The sequence below is a fragment of the Micromonospora sp. LZ34 genome, assembly GCF_052981855.1.
In genome coordinates this window covers 20,985-39,059 of sequence record NZ_JBRIQN010000039.1, presented here as the reverse complement: position 1 = coordinate 39,059, position 18,075 = coordinate 20,985, and the positions used below count along the sequence as shown (strand labels likewise).

The 18,075-nt window shown below is 72.5% G+C and carries 17 protein-coding genes; 10 read left to right on the top strand and 7 right to left on the bottom strand.

What is annotated here, in order from left to right; genetic code table 11:
* The first annotated feature begins 41 nt into the window (after positions 1–41).
* Positions 42–638, top strand: coding sequence for a hypothetical protein (locus tag ACVCAH_RS29390; protein ID WP_447139481.1), 597 nt, complete (start codon positions 42–44; stop codon positions 636–638).
* Positions 639–647: 9 nt separating this feature from the next.
* Here ACVCAH_RS29390 and ACVCAH_RS29385 read toward each other — a convergent pair whose 3' ends face one another.
* Positions 648–1,394, bottom strand: a complete 747-nt coding sequence (locus ACVCAH_RS29385) for a TetR family transcriptional regulator (RefSeq protein ID WP_447139480.1) — start codon at positions 1,392–1,394, stop codon at positions 648–650.
* 112 nt (positions 1,395–1,506) lie between these two features.
* Here ACVCAH_RS29385 and ACVCAH_RS29380 point away from each other — a divergent pair, with 112 nt between their 5' ends.
* The 3 genes from ACVCAH_RS29380 (at position 1,507) to ACVCAH_RS29370 (ending at position 5,143) form a co-directional block, all read left to right on the top strand.
* Positions 1,507–2,454, top strand: coding sequence for an ABC transporter ATP-binding protein (locus ACVCAH_RS29380; protein ID WP_447139479.1), 948 nt, complete (start codon positions 1,507–1,509; stop codon positions 2,452–2,454).
* The gene (locus ACVCAH_RS29375) at positions 2,451–4,076 is read left to right on the top strand and encodes an ABC transporter permease (RefSeq protein ID WP_447139478.1); all 1,626 of its coding nucleotides are present in this window, start codon (positions 2,451–2,453) and stop codon (positions 4,074–4,076) included. The genes ACVCAH_RS29380 and ACVCAH_RS29375 overlap by 4 nt, the downstream gene beginning before the upstream one ends.
* Before the next feature lie 335 nt (positions 4,077–4,411).
* Positions 4,412–5,143, top strand: coding sequence for a Sec-independent protein translocase subunit TatA/TatB (locus ACVCAH_RS29370; RefSeq protein WP_447139477.1), 732 nt, complete (start codon positions 4,412–4,414; stop codon positions 5,141–5,143).
* On the opposite strand, the gene ACVCAH_RS29365 is transcribed toward ACVCAH_RS29370, so the two are convergent.
* Positions 5,118–5,399 (bottom strand): hypothetical protein, encoded by a 282-nt coding sequence (locus ACVCAH_RS29365; protein WP_447139476.1) that lies wholly within the window; start codon positions 5,397–5,399, stop codon positions 5,118–5,120. The genes ACVCAH_RS29370 and ACVCAH_RS29365 overlap by 26 nt on opposite strands.
* The gene (locus tag ACVCAH_RS29360) at positions 5,377–5,670 is read right to left on the bottom strand and encodes a DivIVA domain-containing protein (RefSeq protein WP_447139475.1); all 294 of its coding nucleotides are present in this window, start codon (positions 5,668–5,670) and stop codon (positions 5,377–5,379) included. Before ACVCAH_RS29360 ends, ACVCAH_RS29365 begins: the two co-directional genes overlap by 23 nt.
* 314 nt (positions 5,671–5,984) lie before the next feature.
* Between ACVCAH_RS29360 and ACVCAH_RS29355 the strand changes: the two genes are divergently transcribed.
* From ACVCAH_RS29355 to ACVCAH_RS29340, 4 genes are all read left to right on the top strand, one after another.
* Entirely contained in the window at positions 5,985–6,224 is a 240-nt protein-coding gene (locus ACVCAH_RS29355) for a winged helix-turn-helix domain-containing protein (RefSeq protein ID WP_447139474.1), read from the top strand.
* A 71-nt stretch (positions 6,225–6,295) separates the two neighbouring features.
* Positions 6,296–7,228 carry an HNH endonuclease gene (locus ACVCAH_RS29350; RefSeq protein ID WP_447139473.1) on the top strand — a complete coding sequence of 311 codons (933 nt, stop codon included), beginning with the start codon at positions 6,296–6,298 and terminating at the stop codon, positions 7,226–7,228.
* Positions 7,229–7,379: 151 nt separating this feature from the next.
* Entirely contained in the window at positions 7,380–8,693 is a 1,314-nt protein-coding gene (locus tag ACVCAH_RS29345; protein ID WP_447139472.1) for a hypothetical protein, read from the top strand.
* Positions 8,694–8,881: 188 nt separating this feature from the next.
* Complete coding sequence (locus ACVCAH_RS29340) at positions 8,882–9,955, top strand: cellulose binding domain-containing protein (protein ID WP_447139471.1); 1,074 nt, start codon at positions 8,882–8,884, stop codon at positions 9,953–9,955.
* Between the two features lie 159 nt (positions 9,956–10,114).
* Here ACVCAH_RS29340 and ACVCAH_RS29335 read toward each other — a convergent pair whose 3' ends face one another.
* The 3 genes from ACVCAH_RS29335 to ACVCAH_RS29325 all read right to left on the bottom strand — a co-directional run bounded on the left by ACVCAH_RS29335 (position 10,115) and on the right by ACVCAH_RS29325 (position 13,054).
* Positions 10,115–10,492, bottom strand: a complete 378-nt coding sequence (locus ACVCAH_RS29335) for a nuclear transport factor 2 family protein (protein WP_447139470.1) — start codon at positions 10,490–10,492, stop codon at positions 10,115–10,117.
* A 16-nt stretch (positions 10,493–10,508) separates the two neighbouring features.
* Entirely contained in the window at positions 10,509–11,600 is a 1,092-nt protein-coding gene (locus tag ACVCAH_RS29330) for a Gfo/Idh/MocA family oxidoreductase (protein WP_447139469.1), read from the bottom strand.
* A gap of 194 nt (positions 11,601–11,794) precedes the next feature.
* On the bottom strand, positions 11,795–13,054 hold the full coding sequence (locus tag ACVCAH_RS29325) for a family 16 glycosylhydrolase (protein WP_447139468.1): 1,260 nt from the start codon (positions 13,052–13,054) through the stop codon (positions 11,795–11,797).
* Positions 13,055–13,327: 273 nt separating this feature from the next.
* On the opposite strand from ACVCAH_RS29325, the gene ACVCAH_RS29320 reads away from it, so the two are divergent.
* Positions 13,328–14,404: an NYN domain-containing protein gene (locus ACVCAH_RS29320; protein ID WP_447139467.1), complete on the top strand. Its 1,077-nt coding sequence runs from the start codon at positions 13,328–13,330 to the stop codon at positions 14,402–14,404.
* Between the two features lie 79 nt (positions 14,405–14,483).
* Here ACVCAH_RS29320 and ACVCAH_RS29315 read toward each other — a convergent pair whose 3' ends face one another.
* Positions 14,484–17,285, bottom strand: coding sequence for a M14 family zinc carboxypeptidase (locus tag ACVCAH_RS29315; protein ID WP_447139466.1), 2,802 nt, complete (start codon positions 17,283–17,285; stop codon positions 14,484–14,486).
* A 188-nt stretch (positions 17,286–17,473) separates the two neighbouring features.
* Between ACVCAH_RS29315 and ACVCAH_RS29310 the strand changes: the two genes are divergently transcribed.
* Complete coding sequence (locus ACVCAH_RS29310; RefSeq protein WP_447139465.1) at positions 17,474–17,986, top strand: hypothetical protein; 513 nt, start codon at positions 17,474–17,476, stop codon at positions 17,984–17,986.
* Positions 17,987–18,075 lie beyond the last annotated feature (89 nt).

Below are 18,075 nucleotides of genomic sequence, written 5' to 3'. Positions count from 1 at the left end.
GGCCTGGCGCGGGCTTGCCAAATCATGACAGCCTCGGCGGCGTGGGCACCTTGCTGGCGCAGCTTCCGGCGCTGTTGGGCGTACTGGTCGGAACCCTCGGCACGATCCTCGCCACCTCCCTGGCGGACCGGGCCCGGTGGCGACGCAACCAGAGCATCCGGTGGGACGAGCGGCGGCTCGACGCCTACGTCGAGTACGCGCACGCCGTCAAGGAGAGCCATGCCGTCGCACTCCGGATGACCGCCGACCACCGGCCGGAGTCCCGCAGCCACCCGATCGACCGGGAGTCCGGCCTGGCGAGGCTGGCCGAAACCGATGCCCGGCGCAGCATCGCCTGGGAGAACATGCTCCTGCTCGGCGACGAGGCGACGGTCACCGCGGCCAGGGTCTGGCGGGACGCGGTGTGGCAGATGGAGCGCCTGGCTCGGGGCATCGCCGACCCGGAACCCGACCTGGCCCTGGTGCTCTCCCGGGTCAACGAGGCACGGGACGGCTTCTACCGCGCGGCCCGTCGGAGTCTCGCCGTCCAGGGTGGTTCGGTGGCGCAGTCCGCGCTGCTGGAGCAGGCGCTGCTCGACCGGGCGGCTGCGGCCGGCGGGCGCGACGTCGTCCCACAACCGTCTCGAAACCGTCGCTAAACCGTCTCATTATTCCGCCGCGGCGGTGCGGTCCAGGTGGCGGTAGACGGTGGCCCGGGACACCCCCAGCGCGGTGGCGATGTCGTCCACCGAGTGGCTGCCCTCGGCGTGCATCCGGCGCGCGGCCTCGACCTGTTCGTGGCCCAGCGCCCGGGGCCGACCCGGCCGGCGTCGGCGCGCTGCCGACGTTCCGGCGACGGCGGCCTGCGGGCCGGGCGCGGCCAGCAGCTGGCGGACGCCGTCGAGCATGTCCTCGCGCAGCACCGCGTCCGGCACGTCGGCGAAGAAGACCACCGGGTCGCTGCACATGGCGACCGCCTGCACCGCGCGGACCCGCTCCCGGCGCCCGGCGTCCGGCCCGGCGATGAGGTCGTTGGCCCGCATGGCGATCCGCATCAGGCGGTGGTACGTGTCGCCGCGGGTGATCAGGGCGATGTCGTGGAAGAGCATGCCGAGCGGGCGGCGGTGGGTGAGCATGGTGTCGACCCAGCCCTCCAGCACTGTCCACCGGGCCCGATCGGTGGGCAGCGCCTCAGCGCTGTCCAGCAGCCGCTCCAGGTCGCCCACCAGCGGCTCGATCAGGGCCGCGAGCAGGTGCTCCTTGGCCGGGAAGTGGTAGAGGATGGCGGCCTTGGTCAACCGCAGCCGGTCGGCGATCTGGCGCAGCGAGGTGCGCTGGTAGCCGTGCTCGGCGAAGAGGTCGAGCGCGGCGCGCAGGATCCGGGTGCGGGTGTTGTCCACGGCCTCCACGGTCATGCCGGCAAGGGTAGCCGGGTCCTGACCGGTGGGCGGCATCACTGTTGATTCGGCTGACCGACGGTCAGTACAGTGGGCGCGTCGGGGGTGTCAAACGGCAGGAGGGGCGGCCATGCCCGTCATCGAGATCGGCAACCTGGTCAAGACGTTCGGCAGCGTCCGGGCACTCGACGGGCTCGACCTGCGGGTCGAGGCGGGGGAGGTGCACGGCTTCCTCGGGCCGAACGGTTCCGGCAAGTCCACCACCATCCGCATCCTGCTCGGCCTGCTGCGCCGCGACGCGGGCGAGGCGCGGCTGTTCGACGCCGACCCGTGGCGCGACGCGGTGGCCCTGCACCGCCGGCTGGCCTACGTGCCCGGTGACGTGAACCTGTGGCCCAACCTCTCCGGCGGCGAGGCGATCGACCTGCTCGGCAAGCTGCGCGGCGGCCTGGACCGGCGCCGCCGCGACGAACTGCTCGACCGCTTCGACCTGGACCCGACCCGCAAGTGCCGCACCTACTCGAAGGGCAACCGGCAGAAGGTGGCCATCGTCGCCGCCTTCGCCTCGAACGTCGAGCTGTACGTGCTCGACGAGCCGACCTCCGGGCTCGACCCGCTGATGGAGGCGGTGTTCCAGGACGAGGTGCGGCGGATCAAGGGCGACGGCGCCACCGTGCTGCTCTCCAGCCACGTGCTCGCCGAGGTCGAGGCGCTCTGCGACCGGGTCAGCATCATCCGCGAGGGCCGCACCGTCGAGACCGGCACGCTGAGCGAGCTGCGCCACCTCACCCGCACCGCGGTGACCGTCGAGACCGCCCGGCCGCTGACCGGCCTGGACGCGCTGTCCGGCGTGCACGCGGTGAGCGAGGTCGACGGGCGCACCCACCTGGAGGTCGAGCCCGCCCACCTGGACGAGCTGCTCGGGCACCTGGTCCGGTTCGGCGTGCGCGCGCTGACCAGCGCCCCGCCCACCCTGGAGGAGCTGTTTCTGCGCCACTACGGCGACGAGCGTCCGGCGGCCGACGCGACCGCGAACGGCCACCGGGCGGGCGTCGGCCGCCGGGCGGGTGCCCGATGAGCGCGCTCACCGGCACCGGGCGGCTGGCCCGGCTCGTGCTGCGCCGCGACCGGGTCCGGCTCGCCATCTGGATGCTCGGCACGCAGCTGCTCGGCTATGCCCTCGCGCAGAGCGTCGTCGGCTTCTACCCGGACGAGGCCGCCCGGGTCGGCTACGCCACCACCTCGGCGTCCAGCCTGGTCGCCCGGGCCTTCAACGGGCCGATCGCCGGCAGCGACCTGGGCGCCGTGGTGGTCGCCGAGACGTACGTCACGCTGGCCCTGATCTTCGCGCTGCTGAGCACCTTCGCGGTGGTCCGGCACACCCGGCAGAACGAGGAGACCGGCCGGGCGGAACTGCTCGGCGCCTCCGTCGTCGGCCGGTACGCGCTGCTCACCGCCGCGCTGCTGGTGATCGTCGCGGCGAACGTGGCGGCCGCGGCCCTGCTCGCGCTGGCCCTGGCCGGCGCCGGCCTGCCGCTGGCCGGGTCGGTCGCCGCGGCGGCCGCGATCGGGGGCGTCGGCGTGGCGTTCACCGGCATCGCCGCGGTCACCGCCCAACTCTCGGTCACTTCCCGGGGCGCGAACGCGCTTGCCGCCGCCGCCGTCGGGATCGCCTTCCTGCTCCGCGCCGCCGGCGACGTGCTGGGCGAGCAGACCGACGGTGGCCTGCGCGTGGTCAGCGCCTGGCCGTCCTGGCTCTCCCCGCTCGGCTGGGGCACCCAGGTGCGCGCCTACACCGAGGACCGGTGGTGGGTCCTCGCGCTGCCCGCCGTGCTGCTGCTCGCCGCGGTGGCGGCGGCCTACGCGCTGGCCGAGCGGCGGGACATCGGCGCCGGGCTGGTCGCGCCCCGTCGCGGGCCGGCGACCGCCGCACCCGGACTGCTCAGCCCCGCCGGGTTGGCCTGGCGGCTGCAACGCGGCGCGCTGCTCGGCTGGGCGGTCGGGGTGGCGGTGCTCGGCTTCTCGATGGGCATCGCCGGCGACGAGTTCAACGCCATGATCGAGGAGAACCCGGCCGCCGCCGAGGCGATCGCCGCGATGGGCGGCGGGGCGCAACTGATCGACGCCTACCTGGCCGCGATGCTCGGGCTGTTCGCGCTGACCATCGGGGCGTACGTCGTGCAGGCCCTGCTGCGGGTGCGCGGCGACGAGTCCGACGGCGTGCTCGAGGCCGTCCTCGCCACCGGGGTGAGCCGCGCCCGCTGGCTGGGCACCCAGGTGCTCGCCGCGGCGGCCGGCGCGCTCGCCCTGGTGCTGCTCGCCGGCCTCACCACCGGCCTCGGCTACGGCCTGGTCGCCGGCGACCCGGTCGGGCGCGCGGTCGACCTGGCCGGCGCCGCGCTCGTACGCCTGCCGGCCCTGCTCGTGGTGGCCGGAGTGGTGACGGCGCTGTTCGGGCTGCTGCCCCGCTGGTCGGTGGTGCTGTCCTGGACGGCGCTGCTGGTCTTCCTGCTGCTCGGCCAGCTCGGCGCGGTGCTGGAGCTGCCGCAGGCCGCGCTCAACCTGTCCCCGTACACGCACGTCCCCTCCGTTCCCGCGGTCGACCCGGCGGCGCTGCCCCTGGTCGTGCTGACGGCGGTGGCGGCGGCGCTGCTCGCCGGAGGTGTGGCGGCCTTCCGCCACCGCGACGTCCCCTCCTGACGCCGCGCTTGCGGGCCCGCCCTCCGGCAAGATCCGCGCAACTTCAGAGAAGTTGTCCCCTCGCAGGCCCTCCGAGGCCGCAACTTCCCTGAAGGTGCGCGGTGCCGGTCGGCCCTGTCGGGTGCCGGACACCTAGGGTCGGCAGTTGGCATGTTCCCGCAGACTCTTCGGCCAGGGCAACGGAACTGCCAGGGCCGAGGGGGAGAGGGCGCGAGTTGTCGAAGGCGAGGCGCCGGGGTGCTCCGACACCGAGGAAGCCGGCTCGCGCGGCTCGGACGCCGACGGTCGCCGCGTCGGCCACTCGACCCGGCGGCGGCGTCGAGGCCGGGGAAAGGGTGACCGGCCCGACCGCGGACGGCGGCGGCTATTCGGTGCGGGTGGAGCGGCCGGCGCCCTCGCCGGTGCAGACCGGTGTGCTGCTGGCGCTGCCGCTGCTTCTCATCGCCGCGGGCGAGGCGGCCCTGTCCTCCGCCTTCGGCGAGTTCGGTGCGGCGTGGACGGTGTGGTGGGACGGTCGGTCGGCGAGCCAGCAACCGCTGTGGGGACACACGGTGCTGTGGTGGGCCCGGGTCGGCAAGCTGTTGCAGTTCGCCGCCGGCCTGGTGGTCGTCCTCGACCTGCTTGGGCCGGAGCGGCTGCGAGCCGCGGGACGCCGGCTGTCGCACAGCTATGCCGAGGCCCGACAGCTCGCCACGGCGATGCGTCCCGAGATCAGGCGGACCCTGCCGACCGCCGTGCAGAGTGCGGTGGCGCAGTTCCTGCTGGTCGCCAACATCGGACTCGCCATCATGTTCGCCGTCCAATGGACGACCGTCCGGCAGAATCCCACCCTGCTGGCGCCGCTCGCCGTCTCGGTGGTGGCGTTCGGTGTGATCCTGCTGGTCGGTGGGCCCGCGGTCCAGTACGGCGTGCGGATGCCGTTCATCGGCCTGTTCCTGCTGCTGACCACGCTGGTCCTGGCGCCGATCGCGGCCGTCTTGGACAACGCGAACCCGGGGCACCTGCTGCGCTGGCTCGGTGTCGGGTTCTTCGTCGCCGGGTTCACCCTCGACCTGCTCGGCTCCTAGCCGTCGCCCGCCGCCGGGTGGTGGGTCGCAGACCGGTGAGTTGAACGTAGACCTCGCGTTTGGCGATCGCGTCGCCGCGGTGGTCGAGCACGTAGCCGGTCAGCCAGACCCAGCCGGGATACGCGGGCCCGTCGGCCACCGAGACGACCCGGAGGGTCAGCGCCCGGCTCCCGGCGAACTGCACCGAGGCTCGCCCGTCGACGACCAGCAGGTCACCGGGGGCGGGTCGGCCGCTACCAGCGGCGCTCGTCGACATGGTGGTCCTGCGTCGGCCGGCACTCCCGTGCGTGCATGGTCTGCCAGTCGCGCAGCGCCCGGCGGAGCCGGTCGTTCTCCTGGCTGAGCAGCCGTACCACCTCGTTGAGGTCGGTCAACTCGTCGGCCACCCGATGCTGGAACTCGCGTACCTCCTCAAGGTCGACGCCCCGACGGCGCGCGGCGAATTCGCGGGTCCGCACCTCGTGCGGCGTCAACCGGGCCGGGTAGCCGGCCCCGCAGGGCTGGCCGCCCCGATACACCTGAGCCACGATGGTCCTTTCTGGGCGGGGAGCGCGGAGGGTCCCGGTAGGAGGCAGGAGGGCGGGTCGTCCGCGCGAGGGCCGCGGACGACCCGCCCGCTCCGCCGCCGCACACTCTCGGTCAGAGGTACGGCAGCCGAGCTGGTCCGGCAGGTCGGGACGGGCCTCCGCGCCCCGCACTACCAGGGAGTGCCTCAAGCCCTTGTTGCCACGCAAGGGGAGAGGCGAGTGCAAACTTAGCTGTCCCAGTCGTCTTAGTCAAACCCAGAGTTGTCGGCGAGTGTCCTTGCGTGATCGAATTGGCGCGCCACGCAGGGGGAGTCATGCCGATCACCGCCGACTACATCCGCATCGCCGACAAGATCGTCGCCGACGTCGAGGCGAAGAAGCTCAAGCCGGGAGACAAGCTGCCGTCGATTGCGCAGCTGGCGGCGACCTACAAGGTCAGCCCGTCCACGGTGAAGCAGGTCTACGTGCGGTTGGAGGCGCTAAGGGTGATCTGGCGGCATCAAGGCAAAGGCGTCTTCGTCAATAATCCCGCGTTGTGGATGCGCGAGCCATGATGGCGGCGCCGACTGCGGCGTGCCCGTTCGGGGGGTGGTGTTGAGATCGACTCCGGGGCATCCTCGTCGATGTGAAGGCCTTCGTCGGGGTGACGGATGAGAAGTGGTTCCGCTTCCTGGCGGCACGTCCAGCTCTCAACGAGGTCAACTTCTGGCGACCGTCAGGTGGGGGATTTCAGGCGCTCACGCCGGGTGAGCCCTTCTTCTTCAAGGCTCATTACCCCCTGAACCGCGTCGTCGGTGGCGGTTTCTTCAGTGGCTTCACCCGGCTACGAATCTCCGAGGCTTGGGAGTTGTTCGGTGAGGCCAACGGAACGGCCAGTATCGAGGAGATGCGCCGCAGCGTCGGGCGCTACCGCAAGCAAGCGATCCGCCCTGACGAGGATCCGGACATCGGCTGCATCTTCGTCCGTGACGTGAAGTTCTTCCCGGATGAGTCGACCGTTGATCCGCCGCCCAGGTTCGCTTCAAACGTAGTGCAGGGCAAGACGTATGACCTTGCCGAACCCGCTTGGGGAGACTACTTCGAGTTGCTCGTTCATCGCCTGATCGGTACGACCATCGATCTTGATCCGAGCCAGCCCTGGCATCGACCCGGACCGGTGTATGGCGATCCGAGGTTGATGCCGCAGCGGCTTGGCCAGCAGTCGTTCAAAGCCGTGGTCCTAGGGGCGTACGGCCGGCGGTGCGCCGTCACAGGCAACAGGGTTGGGCCGGTGTTGCAGGCTGCGCATATCCGGCCACTACCGAAGGGTGGCGAGCACCGCCTAGACAACGGCTTACTCCTCAAGTCCGACGTTCACATTCTCTTTGACCGCGGTTACCTAGGCGTAGATCCGAAGTACCGACTGATGGTCAGCCCGCGGCTTCGCACAGAGTTCGGCAACGGCGACCAGTTCTATGCCAAGGCGGGGCAGCAGATAGCCGTCCCCGAGCGGCGCAGCGATCGGCCGAATGTCGAGTTCCTGGAATGGCACCTCGGCACGGTCTTCAAGGCCGCCTGAGCAGTTCTTCAACCTCTGCGTTGTAGCTCTGCTAACACCCACCTAGCAGAACTGGCGCGTGCGTGGCGTCTATCCACAGCGGAAGGTGAGTCCACAGGTCGGGAGGGGGTGGAGTGGCGCGCCCCCGGGGCGCGCGGGCAACGTCGGCAAGGTGAACTCCGTACTCCGGGTCCTGATCGAGCGGGGCGGCGGGCTGGTAACCCGGGACGCCGCGCTGCGAATGGTGCCGCGGTGGGCGGTGCAGGATGCCTGTCGCTCGGGCCGGCTGGTCCGGCTGCTGCCCGAGGTGTACGTAGACGCCGACCTGGTGAACGACACCGAGGGCGGACCGCCGCTGGCCCGCGTCGAGCCGGGATTGGCCCGTCGGGCGGTCTTGGCGTACGCCGGCTGGCGGGGTGCGCTGAGTCACCTCACGGCGCTAGACGTGTGGGGCCTGCGTCGGCAGCCAGCTGCCGAGCCGCTGCACGTGGAGGTGCCGGCGGAGTCGGGGATCCGTACCCGCACACACATCGTGGCGCATCACCGCCGTGGCTTTGCCGCCGAGCCCCCGCGGGTGGTTGTGCGCGGTGGTACGGCCGTGACCCGGCTGGAGCGTTCGTTGGTCGATGCCTGGCCGCTGCCGCCCTTGGTGGACCGATCCGTGCCGCTCATCCAGGCCGTCAACGATCGGCTGACCACGCCGCAGCGGGTCGATGCCGCGCTCGGGCAGGCACCGCGGCTGGGCGACCGAGCCGGGCTTCGCCGGTTGTTGGACCGGCTCGTCGCCGGGTGCCGCAGCCCGCTGGAGATCTGGGGGCACGATCACGTCTTCACCGGGCCCGGGATGCCGGCCTTCCGGCGGCAGGCCCGGGTGCGGGTGGGCGCGCAAACCGTCTACCTCGACCTGTTCGCCGAGGCGGAGCGGGTTGACATCGAACTCGACGGCGCCACGACGCATGGCGACCCGCGGGAGCGCGAGATCGACCTGCGCCGGGACGCCCTGCTCGCCACCCGGGGCATCCTCGTGGTCGCTTCACCCACCGCCGACTCACCCACGCCCCCGACGAGGTCCGCCGCGAGACCCTCGCCATCCTCGCTTCCCGCCGCCCCGACCGATGATCGCCTCAGCCGTGCAGCAGTCGCGGCAATCCTCCTTGATCGTCTGATGGCCAGCAGGGCGGGAGAGGCCGTTCTCACCTGCTCACCATCAGACGATCAAGGGCTCGAACCGCCGTGGGCGGCGCGGGCGCGATCGATTCGGGGGCTTTACAACGATGTAGCCCTGGGGCATGATCAGCGACGCAACACAGTGGACAGTCGAGGTGCGTGGCTGGCCACGGCTGGGCGGGACGTCCCCACCCTCGGCGTTCCGCCCGGCCCTAAATCGGCGCCGCAGCCCCGCGCAGAGCGCCAGCGCCAGCACCCGCCAGACCGGTCGCGTCCGCCAAGGAAGATGTGCGGCGGCCGGGGCGCGCCGACGAGCTGACGCTGGCCCGCAAGCTGCGCGACGACGGCCGGCGCGCGAATCTGGTGCGCTGCCACATCCGGGACTCGTGAGCCACCGGTCGGCGCCTCGGACACCATCCGCAGTCGACCGCCAACGGGTTGTCGTCGCCGGTGCCGATCGGTCCACCTTGCGGTGCCGTCCGGCGGCTCGAGCCGTAGAGTGCCGCCGTGACTGAGATCGGCGCGCAGGTCGACCTGTTCCACCCCGCTGACCGGGTGTGGCGCACGTTGACGGATCGTGGGCTGTTGGCCCGGTGGTTCACCAAGGCTGAGCCGGTGGCGGGGCCGGATGGGCGGCTGCTGCTGCACACGGCGGACCTACCCGGCTTCGACGCCGCAGTGGACGCCGAGGTGGTCGACCGGCGGGAGCCGGAGCTGCTCGCGTTGCGCTGCCAGGAGGCCGACCGGCGTACCCGGCTGACCTGCACCATCCTCCCCACCGCCGAGGGCTGCCGGCTCTCGGTCAGCGAGGTCCTGGAGCACGGCAGCTGGCCGGACGACCAGCGCGAACGCCGCGAGGAGTACTACCAGCAGACGCTGTCCGGGCGGCTCCCGGCGATCCTCGACTGGTTGGCCTTCCAGCAGGTCGACCTGCGGCGTGGCGAGCCCGGGATGACGGCCGAGTTGCCGGTGACCGAGGCGCCCGAACCGGCGCCGGCGGGCCGCCGCCGTCTTCCGGTGCTGATCGCGGCGGTGGCCGCAGCCGTACTCGCTGCCGGGGCGGTGGCGGTGTGGGCGGTGCTGCCGGGCGAGCCGGAACGCCCCGCCGGGTCGGACGCCGCGGCGCTGCCGACCGCCCCGACCGCCACGAACCGTCCCGCCCAGCCGATCCCGTCCTCGCGCCCCGCGCGGAGCTCCACCTCCAGCAACGCCCGCCCGAGTCGGACCCCCGCGGCGAAGCCCTCGTCGGCGTCCGCCTCGACCGCGCCGTCGGCCCCCGCGCTGACCGCTCGCTACGAAACCACGAGGCCTCGTCTCCTCGGCTACACCGGCGAGGTGGTGATCGACAATCCCGGCAGTGCGGCGGCGGACTGGAAGCTGGTCGTCACGCTGCCCGAGGGCAGCACGGTCACCGACGCCAGGAAGGTCGAATGGCAGCAGGACGGGCAGGTGGTGACCTTCACCGGGTCACCCGTGCCGGCCGGTGGATCGCAGACGGTCCAGTTCGACGTCCGTGACGCCGGGGTCAGGCGGGCGCCGGACGGCTGCACGGTCAACGACAACCCCTGCGCCGGCCTCTGACACCGGGCCGGGCGCGCACCAGCCCCGGGGGAACGCCGGGCCGGGGGAGCGCCAGCCCCGGCGAGCGCCAGGCCGGGGACGCATCAGGTCCGGGGGAGCGCCAGGCCGGGCGGCGAAGAACCCGGGTGGCGGGACCGGAGCGGGAGCGGTTGACGGCGTTCAGGCCGGGCTGATGTGCGCGGCGAGGATCCGCCAGCCGCGCTCGTCGTCGTAGACCCAGGTGCGGGTGTAGCGCAGCCGCGCCGCGAACGGTGCGCCGCCGAACAGTCCCGTCACCCGGCCCACGAAGATCGTCACCCCGGTGCTGCCCTCGACGATCAGGTCCAGTTCCTCCTCGGCCAGCTCGTCGATGATCGAGCTCCGGCTCCGGTGGGCGGCCAGGTCGTCCCGCTTGCCGTACCGGTTGCCGTCCGGGCCGATGGTGATCAGGTGGTCGTCGAGCAGCTGGTCGAGGGCGGCCACGTCCCCGGCGCGTTGCGCTGCCTGGAGGCGGCGCTCGGCGTCGAGCAGCTCGGCCTCGCGCTCGCTGTCCGGCATGCTGCCCTCCTCCTGCTTAGGCGTGGATCGACGGGCCGGTCGGGGCCACGGTCAGCACCGTGCCCTCGACGGCGGACAGGTGGGCCAGCTCGATCAGCGCGACCGTGTCGACCGCGTCGTACGGGTCGACCGGCATCGGCGCGCCGTCCCGCAACGCCGCCACCACCTGCTGGTAGAAGTTCTGGTAGCGGCCGGGCTCGGTGGGCACCGGCCGCAGGTCGCCGTCGACGCCGAGCTGGCCGTACCGCTCGGGAGGGACCTCGCCCCAGCCCGGTGTGCCCGGCCGGCCGCCGTCGCGCAGCGCCGCCTCCTGCACGTCGAGCCCGTAGCTGGTGTACGCGGCGCGGTCGCCGAGGATCCGCAGGCGCGGCCCGAGCTGCGCCGCCAGGGCGGTCATCCAGAGGTGGGAGCGGATGCCGTTGGTGTGGGTCAGCGCGACGAACGCGTCGTCGTCGACCTGGGCGCCCGGCCGACGGCGGTTCACCTCGGCGTAGACGCTGCGTACCGGGCCGAACAGCTGCACCGCCTGGTCGACGAGGTGGGCGCCCAGGTCGTAGAGGGTGCCGCCGGCCTCGTCGGGGCGCCCGAGCTCCCGCCAGCCGGGTTTGATCGCCGGCCGCCAGCGCTCGAAGCGGGACTCGAAGCGGGCCACCTTCCCCAGCGCGCCCTCCTCGACGAGGCGGCGGGCGGTCAGGAAGTCGCCGTCCCAGCGCCGGTTGTGGAACACCGTCAGCGGCACCCCGCGCCGGCCGGCCTCGTCGACCAGGTCCCGGCCCTGCGCGGCGGTGGCGGCCAGCGGCTTGTCCACCACCACCGCCAGCCCGGCGGCCACCGCCGCCCGGGCCATCGGCACGTGCTGCCGGTTCGGCGTCGCCACCACGACCAGGTCGAGCGCGTCCGGCGAGCGCCAGAGCTGCTCGACGTCGTCGACGAGCCGGGCGTCCGGGTGATCCTGCCGGACCTGGTCGCGTCGCTGCGGGTCGCGGGTCACCACGACCTCCAACCGCAGCCCGGGCGTCGCGGCGATCAGCGGGGCGTGGAACACCCGCCCGGCGATCCCGTAGCCCAGCAGGCCGACCCGCAGCGGAGTTCCCGTCGTCCCCGTCATGCCACCCTCGTCTCGTACCGCCGGTCCGCCCGGCCCGATGGCACCGAACTTACGCCCCACGCGGGCGTCGCTTCACCGCATGGCGGGCATTCGCGCGGCGGTGGCCGCCGGCCGAGGGGGAGGGGGGCCGTACGCCGACCGGCGTACGACCCCTCCACCTCGCGGTCGCCGCGGCGGCGGGCCGGCGGTCCGGCTCAGACGCGCGACCACTTCTGGTTGGCGCCGCCCGTGCAGTCCCACAGTTGCAGCTTGCCGCCGTTGGTGGCGACCCAGTCCCGCACGTCGACGCACCGGTTGCTGTTGAGGTTGACCAGGTCGCCGGCGCCGTTGAGGGTGAAGCGTTGGGCCGGGTTGCCGTTGCAGCTGACCAGGTTGACCTCGGTGCCGTTGGCCGTGCCGGCCCAGGCCGGGTCCATGCACTTGCCCATCGCCTGGACGGTGCCGTCGGCGGCGAAGGTCCACGCCTGCGCGGCGGTGGTGTTGCAGTCCCAGATCTGCAGCTTGGCCCCCTCGACCGGGTTGGCGCCGGGGATGTCGATGCACCGGCCGCTGTGCGCGCCCCGGATCCGGCTGGTGCCGGACGGCGGCGGGGTGCCGCCCGAGGTGTAGCCGGAGACCCGGACGTAGTCGACCAGCATCTGCTGCGGGAACTGCGTCGAGGCGTCCGGGTAGCCGGGCCAGTTACCGCCGACGGCCACGTTGAGGATCATGAAGAAGGGGTGGTCGAACACCCAGCGGTTGCCGCCGAGCCGGCTCGGGTCGACCCGGTGGTACTCGACGCCGTCTAGGTACCAGATGATCGAGTTCGGCTCCCAGTCCACCCGGTAGGTGTGGAAGGCGTCCGCCAGCGGCTGGCCGATGGTGCGGCTGCCGGTGATGCCCCCGCCGCCGGAGTAACCCGGGCCGTGGATGGTGCCGTAGACGGTGTTCGGCTCCCGGCCGATGTTCTCCATGATGTCGATCTCGCCGGCGGCCGGCCAGCCGACGGTGCCCATGTTGTTGCCGAGCATCCAGAACGCCGGCCAGATGCCCTGCCCGCGTGGGATCTTGATCCGGGCCTCGAACCGCCCGTACGCCTGGGTGAAGGTGGCCGCCGTCAGCAGCCGGGCGGAGGTGTACTCGCACCGGCCGTAGTGGCACTGGTAGTTGGCCGGGTTCTCCCGGCGGGCGGTGATGACCAGGTTGCCCTGGCCGTCGTGCACGGCGTTGCTCGTGCTGTTGGTGTAGTACTGCCGTTCGTTGTTGCCCCAGCCGCTCCCGCCGATGTCGAACCGCCACCTGCTCTGGTCGACCGGGGTGCCGGCGGGCGCGTTGAACTCGTCCTGCCAGGTGATCCCGCCGATGGCCGCCTCGGCGGTGTCGGAGCGGCTGGGCAGGACGAGGGCTGCGGTGAGACCGACGACCGCGACTGCGGCGAGGACGAGCGCGCGTGGTCGGCGAAGGGCGGTGAACATGGCGTCTCCTGGGGGCGGGTCGGGATCAGGGGGCGGTGGTCGTGCGGCCGGAGGGAGCGACCGCTGGTCGAATCCGGTCGTGGCACACGCCGCTGCGCGGTGACCGGCGGTGGTGAGAGAGCGCTCTCTAGCGATGCTTGTCGATGGGCGTTTCATTTGTCAAGACTGTTGCCAGTTTGTTGCTCGGGTTCCGAAGCGGGTGGTTGGCCCCGCTCGTGCCGGTGCCACGCGGCTTGCCGGCCCGGGACGGGCGCCGGGCGTAGGCTGGCAGCCGTGGATCAAGAAGACCGGATCGCCCTGTTCCTGGACTACGAGAACCTCGCGCTGGGAGCGCGCGACCACCATGGCGGAGTGGCCTTCGACTTCCGTCCCATCGCCGACGCGCTCGCCGAGCGCGGGCGGGTGGTGGTGCGGCGGGCGTACGCGGACTGGTCGTACTTCGACGAGGACCGCCGGATGCTCACCCGGTCGCACGTCGAGCTCATCGAAATCCCCCAGCGGATGGGGGCCACCCGCAAGAACGCGGCCGACATCAAGATGGCGGTCGACGCCGTGGAGCTGGCCTTCGAACGCGACTACATCTCGACGTTTGTGATCTGCACCGGCGACAGCGACTTCACCCCGCTGGTGCACAAGCTGCGCGAGCTCAACAAGCGGGTGATCGGCGTCGGGGTCGAGAAGTCCACCTCGGCGCTGCTCCCGCCCGCCTGCGACGAGTTCCTCTACTACGACCGGCTCGAGGGCGTCGACATCCCGTCGACCCGCGCCCGGCGCGGTCGACCGGCCCGGCTGCCCAGCCCGGAGCCGAAGCAGGTGGAGCAGGAGCCCGAGGCGCCGCCGGCGGTCGAGGAGCGGGCCCGGGACGTCGACACGCTCTCCGTGCTGGTCGCCCAGACGGTGGCCGGCCTGCAGGGCAGCTCCGAGGGCGCGGTGACCGCCTCGCGGCTGAAGCGCACCCTGCTCCGCAAGGACCCGACCTTCAGCGAGTCCGACTACGGCTTCCGCACCTTCGGGGAACTGCTGCGCCACCTGGCCGAGCACAACGTCGTCGAGCTGGCGGAGGGTCCCGCGAAGGGCGACCCCGAGGTCTCCCTGCCCGAGCACGGCGACCGCGAGGTCGCCTTCGGGCTGCTCCGCACCGTGGTGCTCGATCTGGCCGGCGGTGACGGCGCGGTGGCGCTGTCCGGCCTGAAGAACCAGCTACGCCGGGCCCGGCCCGACTTCAGCGAGAAGAAGCTCGGTTACCGCAGCTTCCTCCAGTTCTGCAAGGCGGCCGCCACCAGCGGCGCCGTCGACCTGAGCTGGAGCCCCGAGGCGGACGACTACCTGCTGACCGCGCAGCCCGCCTGACGCGCCCGGCAGCCGCGGTCGCGAGGGTGATGGTCCGGCCGGCCGTGACGCGGCCGGCCGGACCACCGACCGGCAGACCTCAGCCCACCACGGAGCGCAGCGGCACCCGGGCGTCCCGCAGGGCCCGCACCAGGTCACCGAGGAACGGGTGCTCGTCGGCCTGGCGCCCCTCCGGGTTCGGGATCACCAGGTAGGCCGAGCCGTTCGCCACGGACGTCCGGCTGTCACCGGTGAAGCCCGCGACGATCGCCCGGGTGCGGTCGAGGTCGGCGGGGGCCACCTCGATGGTGATCGGCCGCCAGCCACCGCCGAGGTCCGCCGGGACCGGCGCGGCCGCGGCGGCCGCGCGGGCCGGCTCGACGCCGCGCGCCGCCGCGCCGCGCTGCGCCGGCCCGCCGGGGTGCAGCAGCGCGTTGGCCACCAGGTGCAGCCCGTTCTCGTTGTACGCCCGGAAGAGCGGGTTGAACGCGAACAGCACCGCCCGCCCTGCGCCGGTCGGCTCGTCCACCAGCGCGACCGTGCCCTTCAACGCGTCGGTGCCGACGGTGTAGCCGTTGGCCCAGAAGGTGTCGCCGGTCGGGTAGCGGAGCACGTTGGTCCCGGTGCTGCTCGGGGTCAGGATGGGGTCGTTGTTGTTGAACTCGAAGTCCTCCGCCGGGCGGCCCAGCGCGACCGGGCTGTCGTGGTCGACGTCCACCCGCAGGTGCGAGCCGATCACCGTGTAGCCGGTCGGTTTCGGCTGCTCGGTGGTGGAGGTGAGCCCGGCGGCCCGGGCCATCCGGGTGCCCTCGTTGCGCAGCCCGAGGTAGGTGTGGCCCTGCGCGATCCAGTTCCGCAGGTTGGCCTGCCCGGCGGCGGTGAGACCGCCGGTCGGGCTGCTGCCGTCGGGCACCAGCAGCACCGTGCGGCCGGTGAACGCCTCGGTGTTGTCGTTGATGTCGGCCGTGGTCACCGGGGTCAGATTCAGCCCCCACCGCTTGCCGAGCACGTACCGGGCCTCGCCGTGCGAGCCGGACGTGGTGGAGATGCCGGTGCCCTGGAACAGTCCCACGTCCGGCAGTGCGAGCCGGGTCCCCTCGACCGGTGAGCGCGGGGTCAGCGTCACCCCGAGCGACTCGGCGAGCCGGTCGACCTCCCGGGTCAGGCGGGTTGCCGGCAGGCCGACCACGCCGCTGTCCAGGTCGCGCACTAGCGGTACGCCCCGACGCAGCAGCGCGAAGGTGAACTCCGCGGCCGCGGCGGAGTCCAGCGGGTAGGCGTACGAGCCCCATGGCGCCGCCAGAGCGGTCCGGCCGCCGCTGATCTGCCGGACCGGTCGCGCTCGTGGCCGGACGTCGTCGCCGGTGTAGACGGCGGACACGCCCATCAGCAGCGGGTTGCTCCAGGACGACACGTCGTAGAAGTACGGGAACGGGGTGTACGGATCCTCGCCCATGATCGCCTGGATCCAGTGCTTCTGCGGCTGGTCCATCGGGATCCAGTACGCGCCCTTCGGCACCGTGAGATTGGTGGCGCTGCGTCCGCCGAAGATCCGCGCGGTCGGCAACCGGGTCGGTCGCTGCACCTCGTACACCTCGACGTCCATCCGCCGCAGCCGCTCGACCAGCTGGCGTACGTCGGCGAGCTGCCGGTCCGGCAGCAGGAAGTACGAGCGGATCCGGATGTCCGGCACCGGGAACTGCACCGTGTTGGTGGGTTGGACCACCTCATTCGGCTCCAGCGCGCCGGCGCGGCCCTGGGCCAGCGCGTCCCGCCAGATCTGGAAGTAGCCGGTCAGCAGCTCGCGCTTGTGTGCCGCGGCCCAGCCCAGGGTGGACCACTGGGTGTGGAACTGCTGCTGCACCCGGTCGGGCACCGCCGAGGCGCTGCCCTTCTCGAACGTCATGCCGGCGGCGCCGAAGCCGGCGGCCGGCACCGTGTCGCCGTAGCCCATGAAGAACAGGTCGTAGGTGGAGTAGTTGAAGTAGCACTCGGTGGTGACCGCCCCGCCGCAGGCGCCGTTGTAGCCGAAGCCGGCCTTGTTCGCCTCACCGATCCGGTTGATCCAGTCGACCGCCTCGCCGGCGATCTCGTGGTGGATCGGGTCGGCGTTGGGCGGGAAGAAGTACTGCCGGCCGCCCATCTCGTGCGCGTCGATGAAAACCTGCGGCGGGTAGCGTCGCATGAGTTCGAGCTTGCTGTCGGTCTCCTGCTGGGTGCGGGCGAACCAGTCCCGGTTCAGGTCGAAGCCGAACTCGTTCTGCCGCCGGCTGGCGTCCCGGCCGTCCGGGTTCTGCGTCGGCACGATGACGGTGACCAGGTTCTCGTTGCGCCGGGCGACGTCGCACGACAGCCCGGACGCCAACTCGTACAGCGTCTTGAGCGCGGCGTCGGCGCCGCTCTTCTCGCCGCCGTGCACGTTTCCGGTCACCCAGACGATGGCCGGACCGCCGGCGGTCTCGGCGGCCTCGCGCGCCGAGGTGCGGCGCGGGTCCCGCAGGTCCCGGACGTTCTCGGCGATCTTCCGCAGCGTGGCCGGCCGGACGTTCGGCTCGGTGGACACCACCGCGTAGGGCAGCGGCTGGCCGAGCACGCTGGCCCCCAGGACTCCGGTGACGACGCGGTCGGAGGCGGCGTCCACGGCGCCCAGGTACTGGCTGATCTCGCCGGTGGTGACGACCCGCTCCTGGCCGAGGCCGAGCGGGAAGCCGAGGGTCTGCTCCGGGCTTGGCACGGTGGCCAGCCGGGCGTTCGGATCGTTGCTGCAGGGGGCGGGCCGGGGTGCGGCTTCGGCCGGCGCGCCGCCCAGCAGGGGCGTCATGCCGAGCAGGAGCGCGACCACGGTGGCGCTCGCCAACCGTCGCGGAGGAACCGTCCAGACCGGACGCGTCGCTGGGGCCATGTCGTGTTTCCCTTCCCGGGAACCGGCTCACATTGACGGAAGCCTATGACCTGCGATTTTCCCCGGTCAAGATCCTGCCGGCGCGGTCGACCGGGGTCGCGGAGGTCGCGGCTGACAGGCAGGGCCCCCGCGGCTGCCGGCTGCCCCTAGACTCCGGCTGTTCCGCAGCTCGACAGAAGGGAATGCCCGTGCGTCGCTGGACGGCCGCCCTGGCCCTGACCGTGGTGCTCGCCGGTTGTGGTGGCGGCGAACAGACCGAGACCATGACCCAGCAACCGGCGTGGCAGGGCGGCACGCCGACCACGTCACCCACGCCGGCCGCGCTGACGCCGGAGGAGGCGAAGAGCCGCTACCTGGCGATCGTCGCGCCGTACAACACGGCGTTAGAGAAGCTCGAGACGGCGGCCAACGCGGGGAAGCCGTGGCGGACGGTGCGGAAGCTGGCCGCCGAGGTGGCCCGGACGAACGCCGCGCACGCGGTGGCGCTGCGGGAGACGGCCTGGCCGGAGCAGGCCCGCGCCCTGATGGCCGCTCTGCTGAAGGAGAACGAGGTCGCGTTGCGGCACTGGCGACGCGCCGGCGAGGCGGCGGACGCCGAGGCGCTGATGCGGGAGATCCGCGCGGCGGCGGCGCACAGCGGCGGCGAGGAGGCCGGGAAGGTCCGGGCCGCGCTCGGGCTGCCCCCGTACCGGGAGAGCTGACGCCTCCTGGCTCTCCGGCACGCGTTCGCGCCGGTGGACCGTAGCGGACGGAGAGGGAACCGGACCTGGCCCGGGCCCGTCCAAGCCGC

What these genes read in the sequence shown, in the direction of transcription:
- ACVCAH_RS29385 (WP_447139480.1), bottom strand. Translation starts at nt 1,394, where the DNA reads ATGACCGTGGAGGCCGTGGACAACACCCGCACCCGGATCCTGCGCGCC.
- ACVCAH_RS29380 (WP_447139479.1), top strand. Translation starts at nt 1,507, where the DNA reads ATGCCCGTCATCGAGATCGGCAACCTGGTCAAGACGTTCGGCAGCGTC.
- ACVCAH_RS29375 (WP_447139478.1), top strand. Translation starts at nt 2,451, where the DNA reads ATGAGCGCGCTCACCGGCACCGGGCGGCTGGCCCGGCTCGTGCTGCGC.
- ACVCAH_RS29365 (WP_447139476.1), bottom strand. Translation starts at nt 5,399, where the DNA reads ATGTCGACGAGCGCCGCTGGTAGCGGCCGACCCGCCCCCGGTGACCTG.
- ACVCAH_RS29355 (WP_447139474.1), top strand. Translation starts at nt 5,985, where the DNA reads ATGCCGATCACCGCCGACTACATCCGCATCGCCGACAAGATCGTCGCC.
- ACVCAH_RS29335 (WP_447139470.1), bottom strand. Translation starts at nt 10,492, where the DNA reads ATGCCGGACAGCGAGCGCGAGGCCGAGCTGCTCGACGCCGAGCGCCGC.
- ACVCAH_RS29330 (WP_447139469.1), bottom strand. Translation starts at nt 11,600, where the DNA reads ATGACGGGGACGACGGGAACTCCGCTGCGGGTCGGCCTGCTGGGCTAC.
- ACVCAH_RS29325 (WP_447139468.1), bottom strand. Translation starts at nt 13,054, where the DNA reads ATGTTCACCGCCCTTCGCCGACCACGCGCGCTCGTCCTCGCCGCAGTC.
- ACVCAH_RS29315 (WP_447139466.1), bottom strand. Translation starts at nt 17,285, where the DNA reads ATGGCCCCAGCGACGCGTCCGGTCTGGACGGTTCCTCCGCGACGGTTG.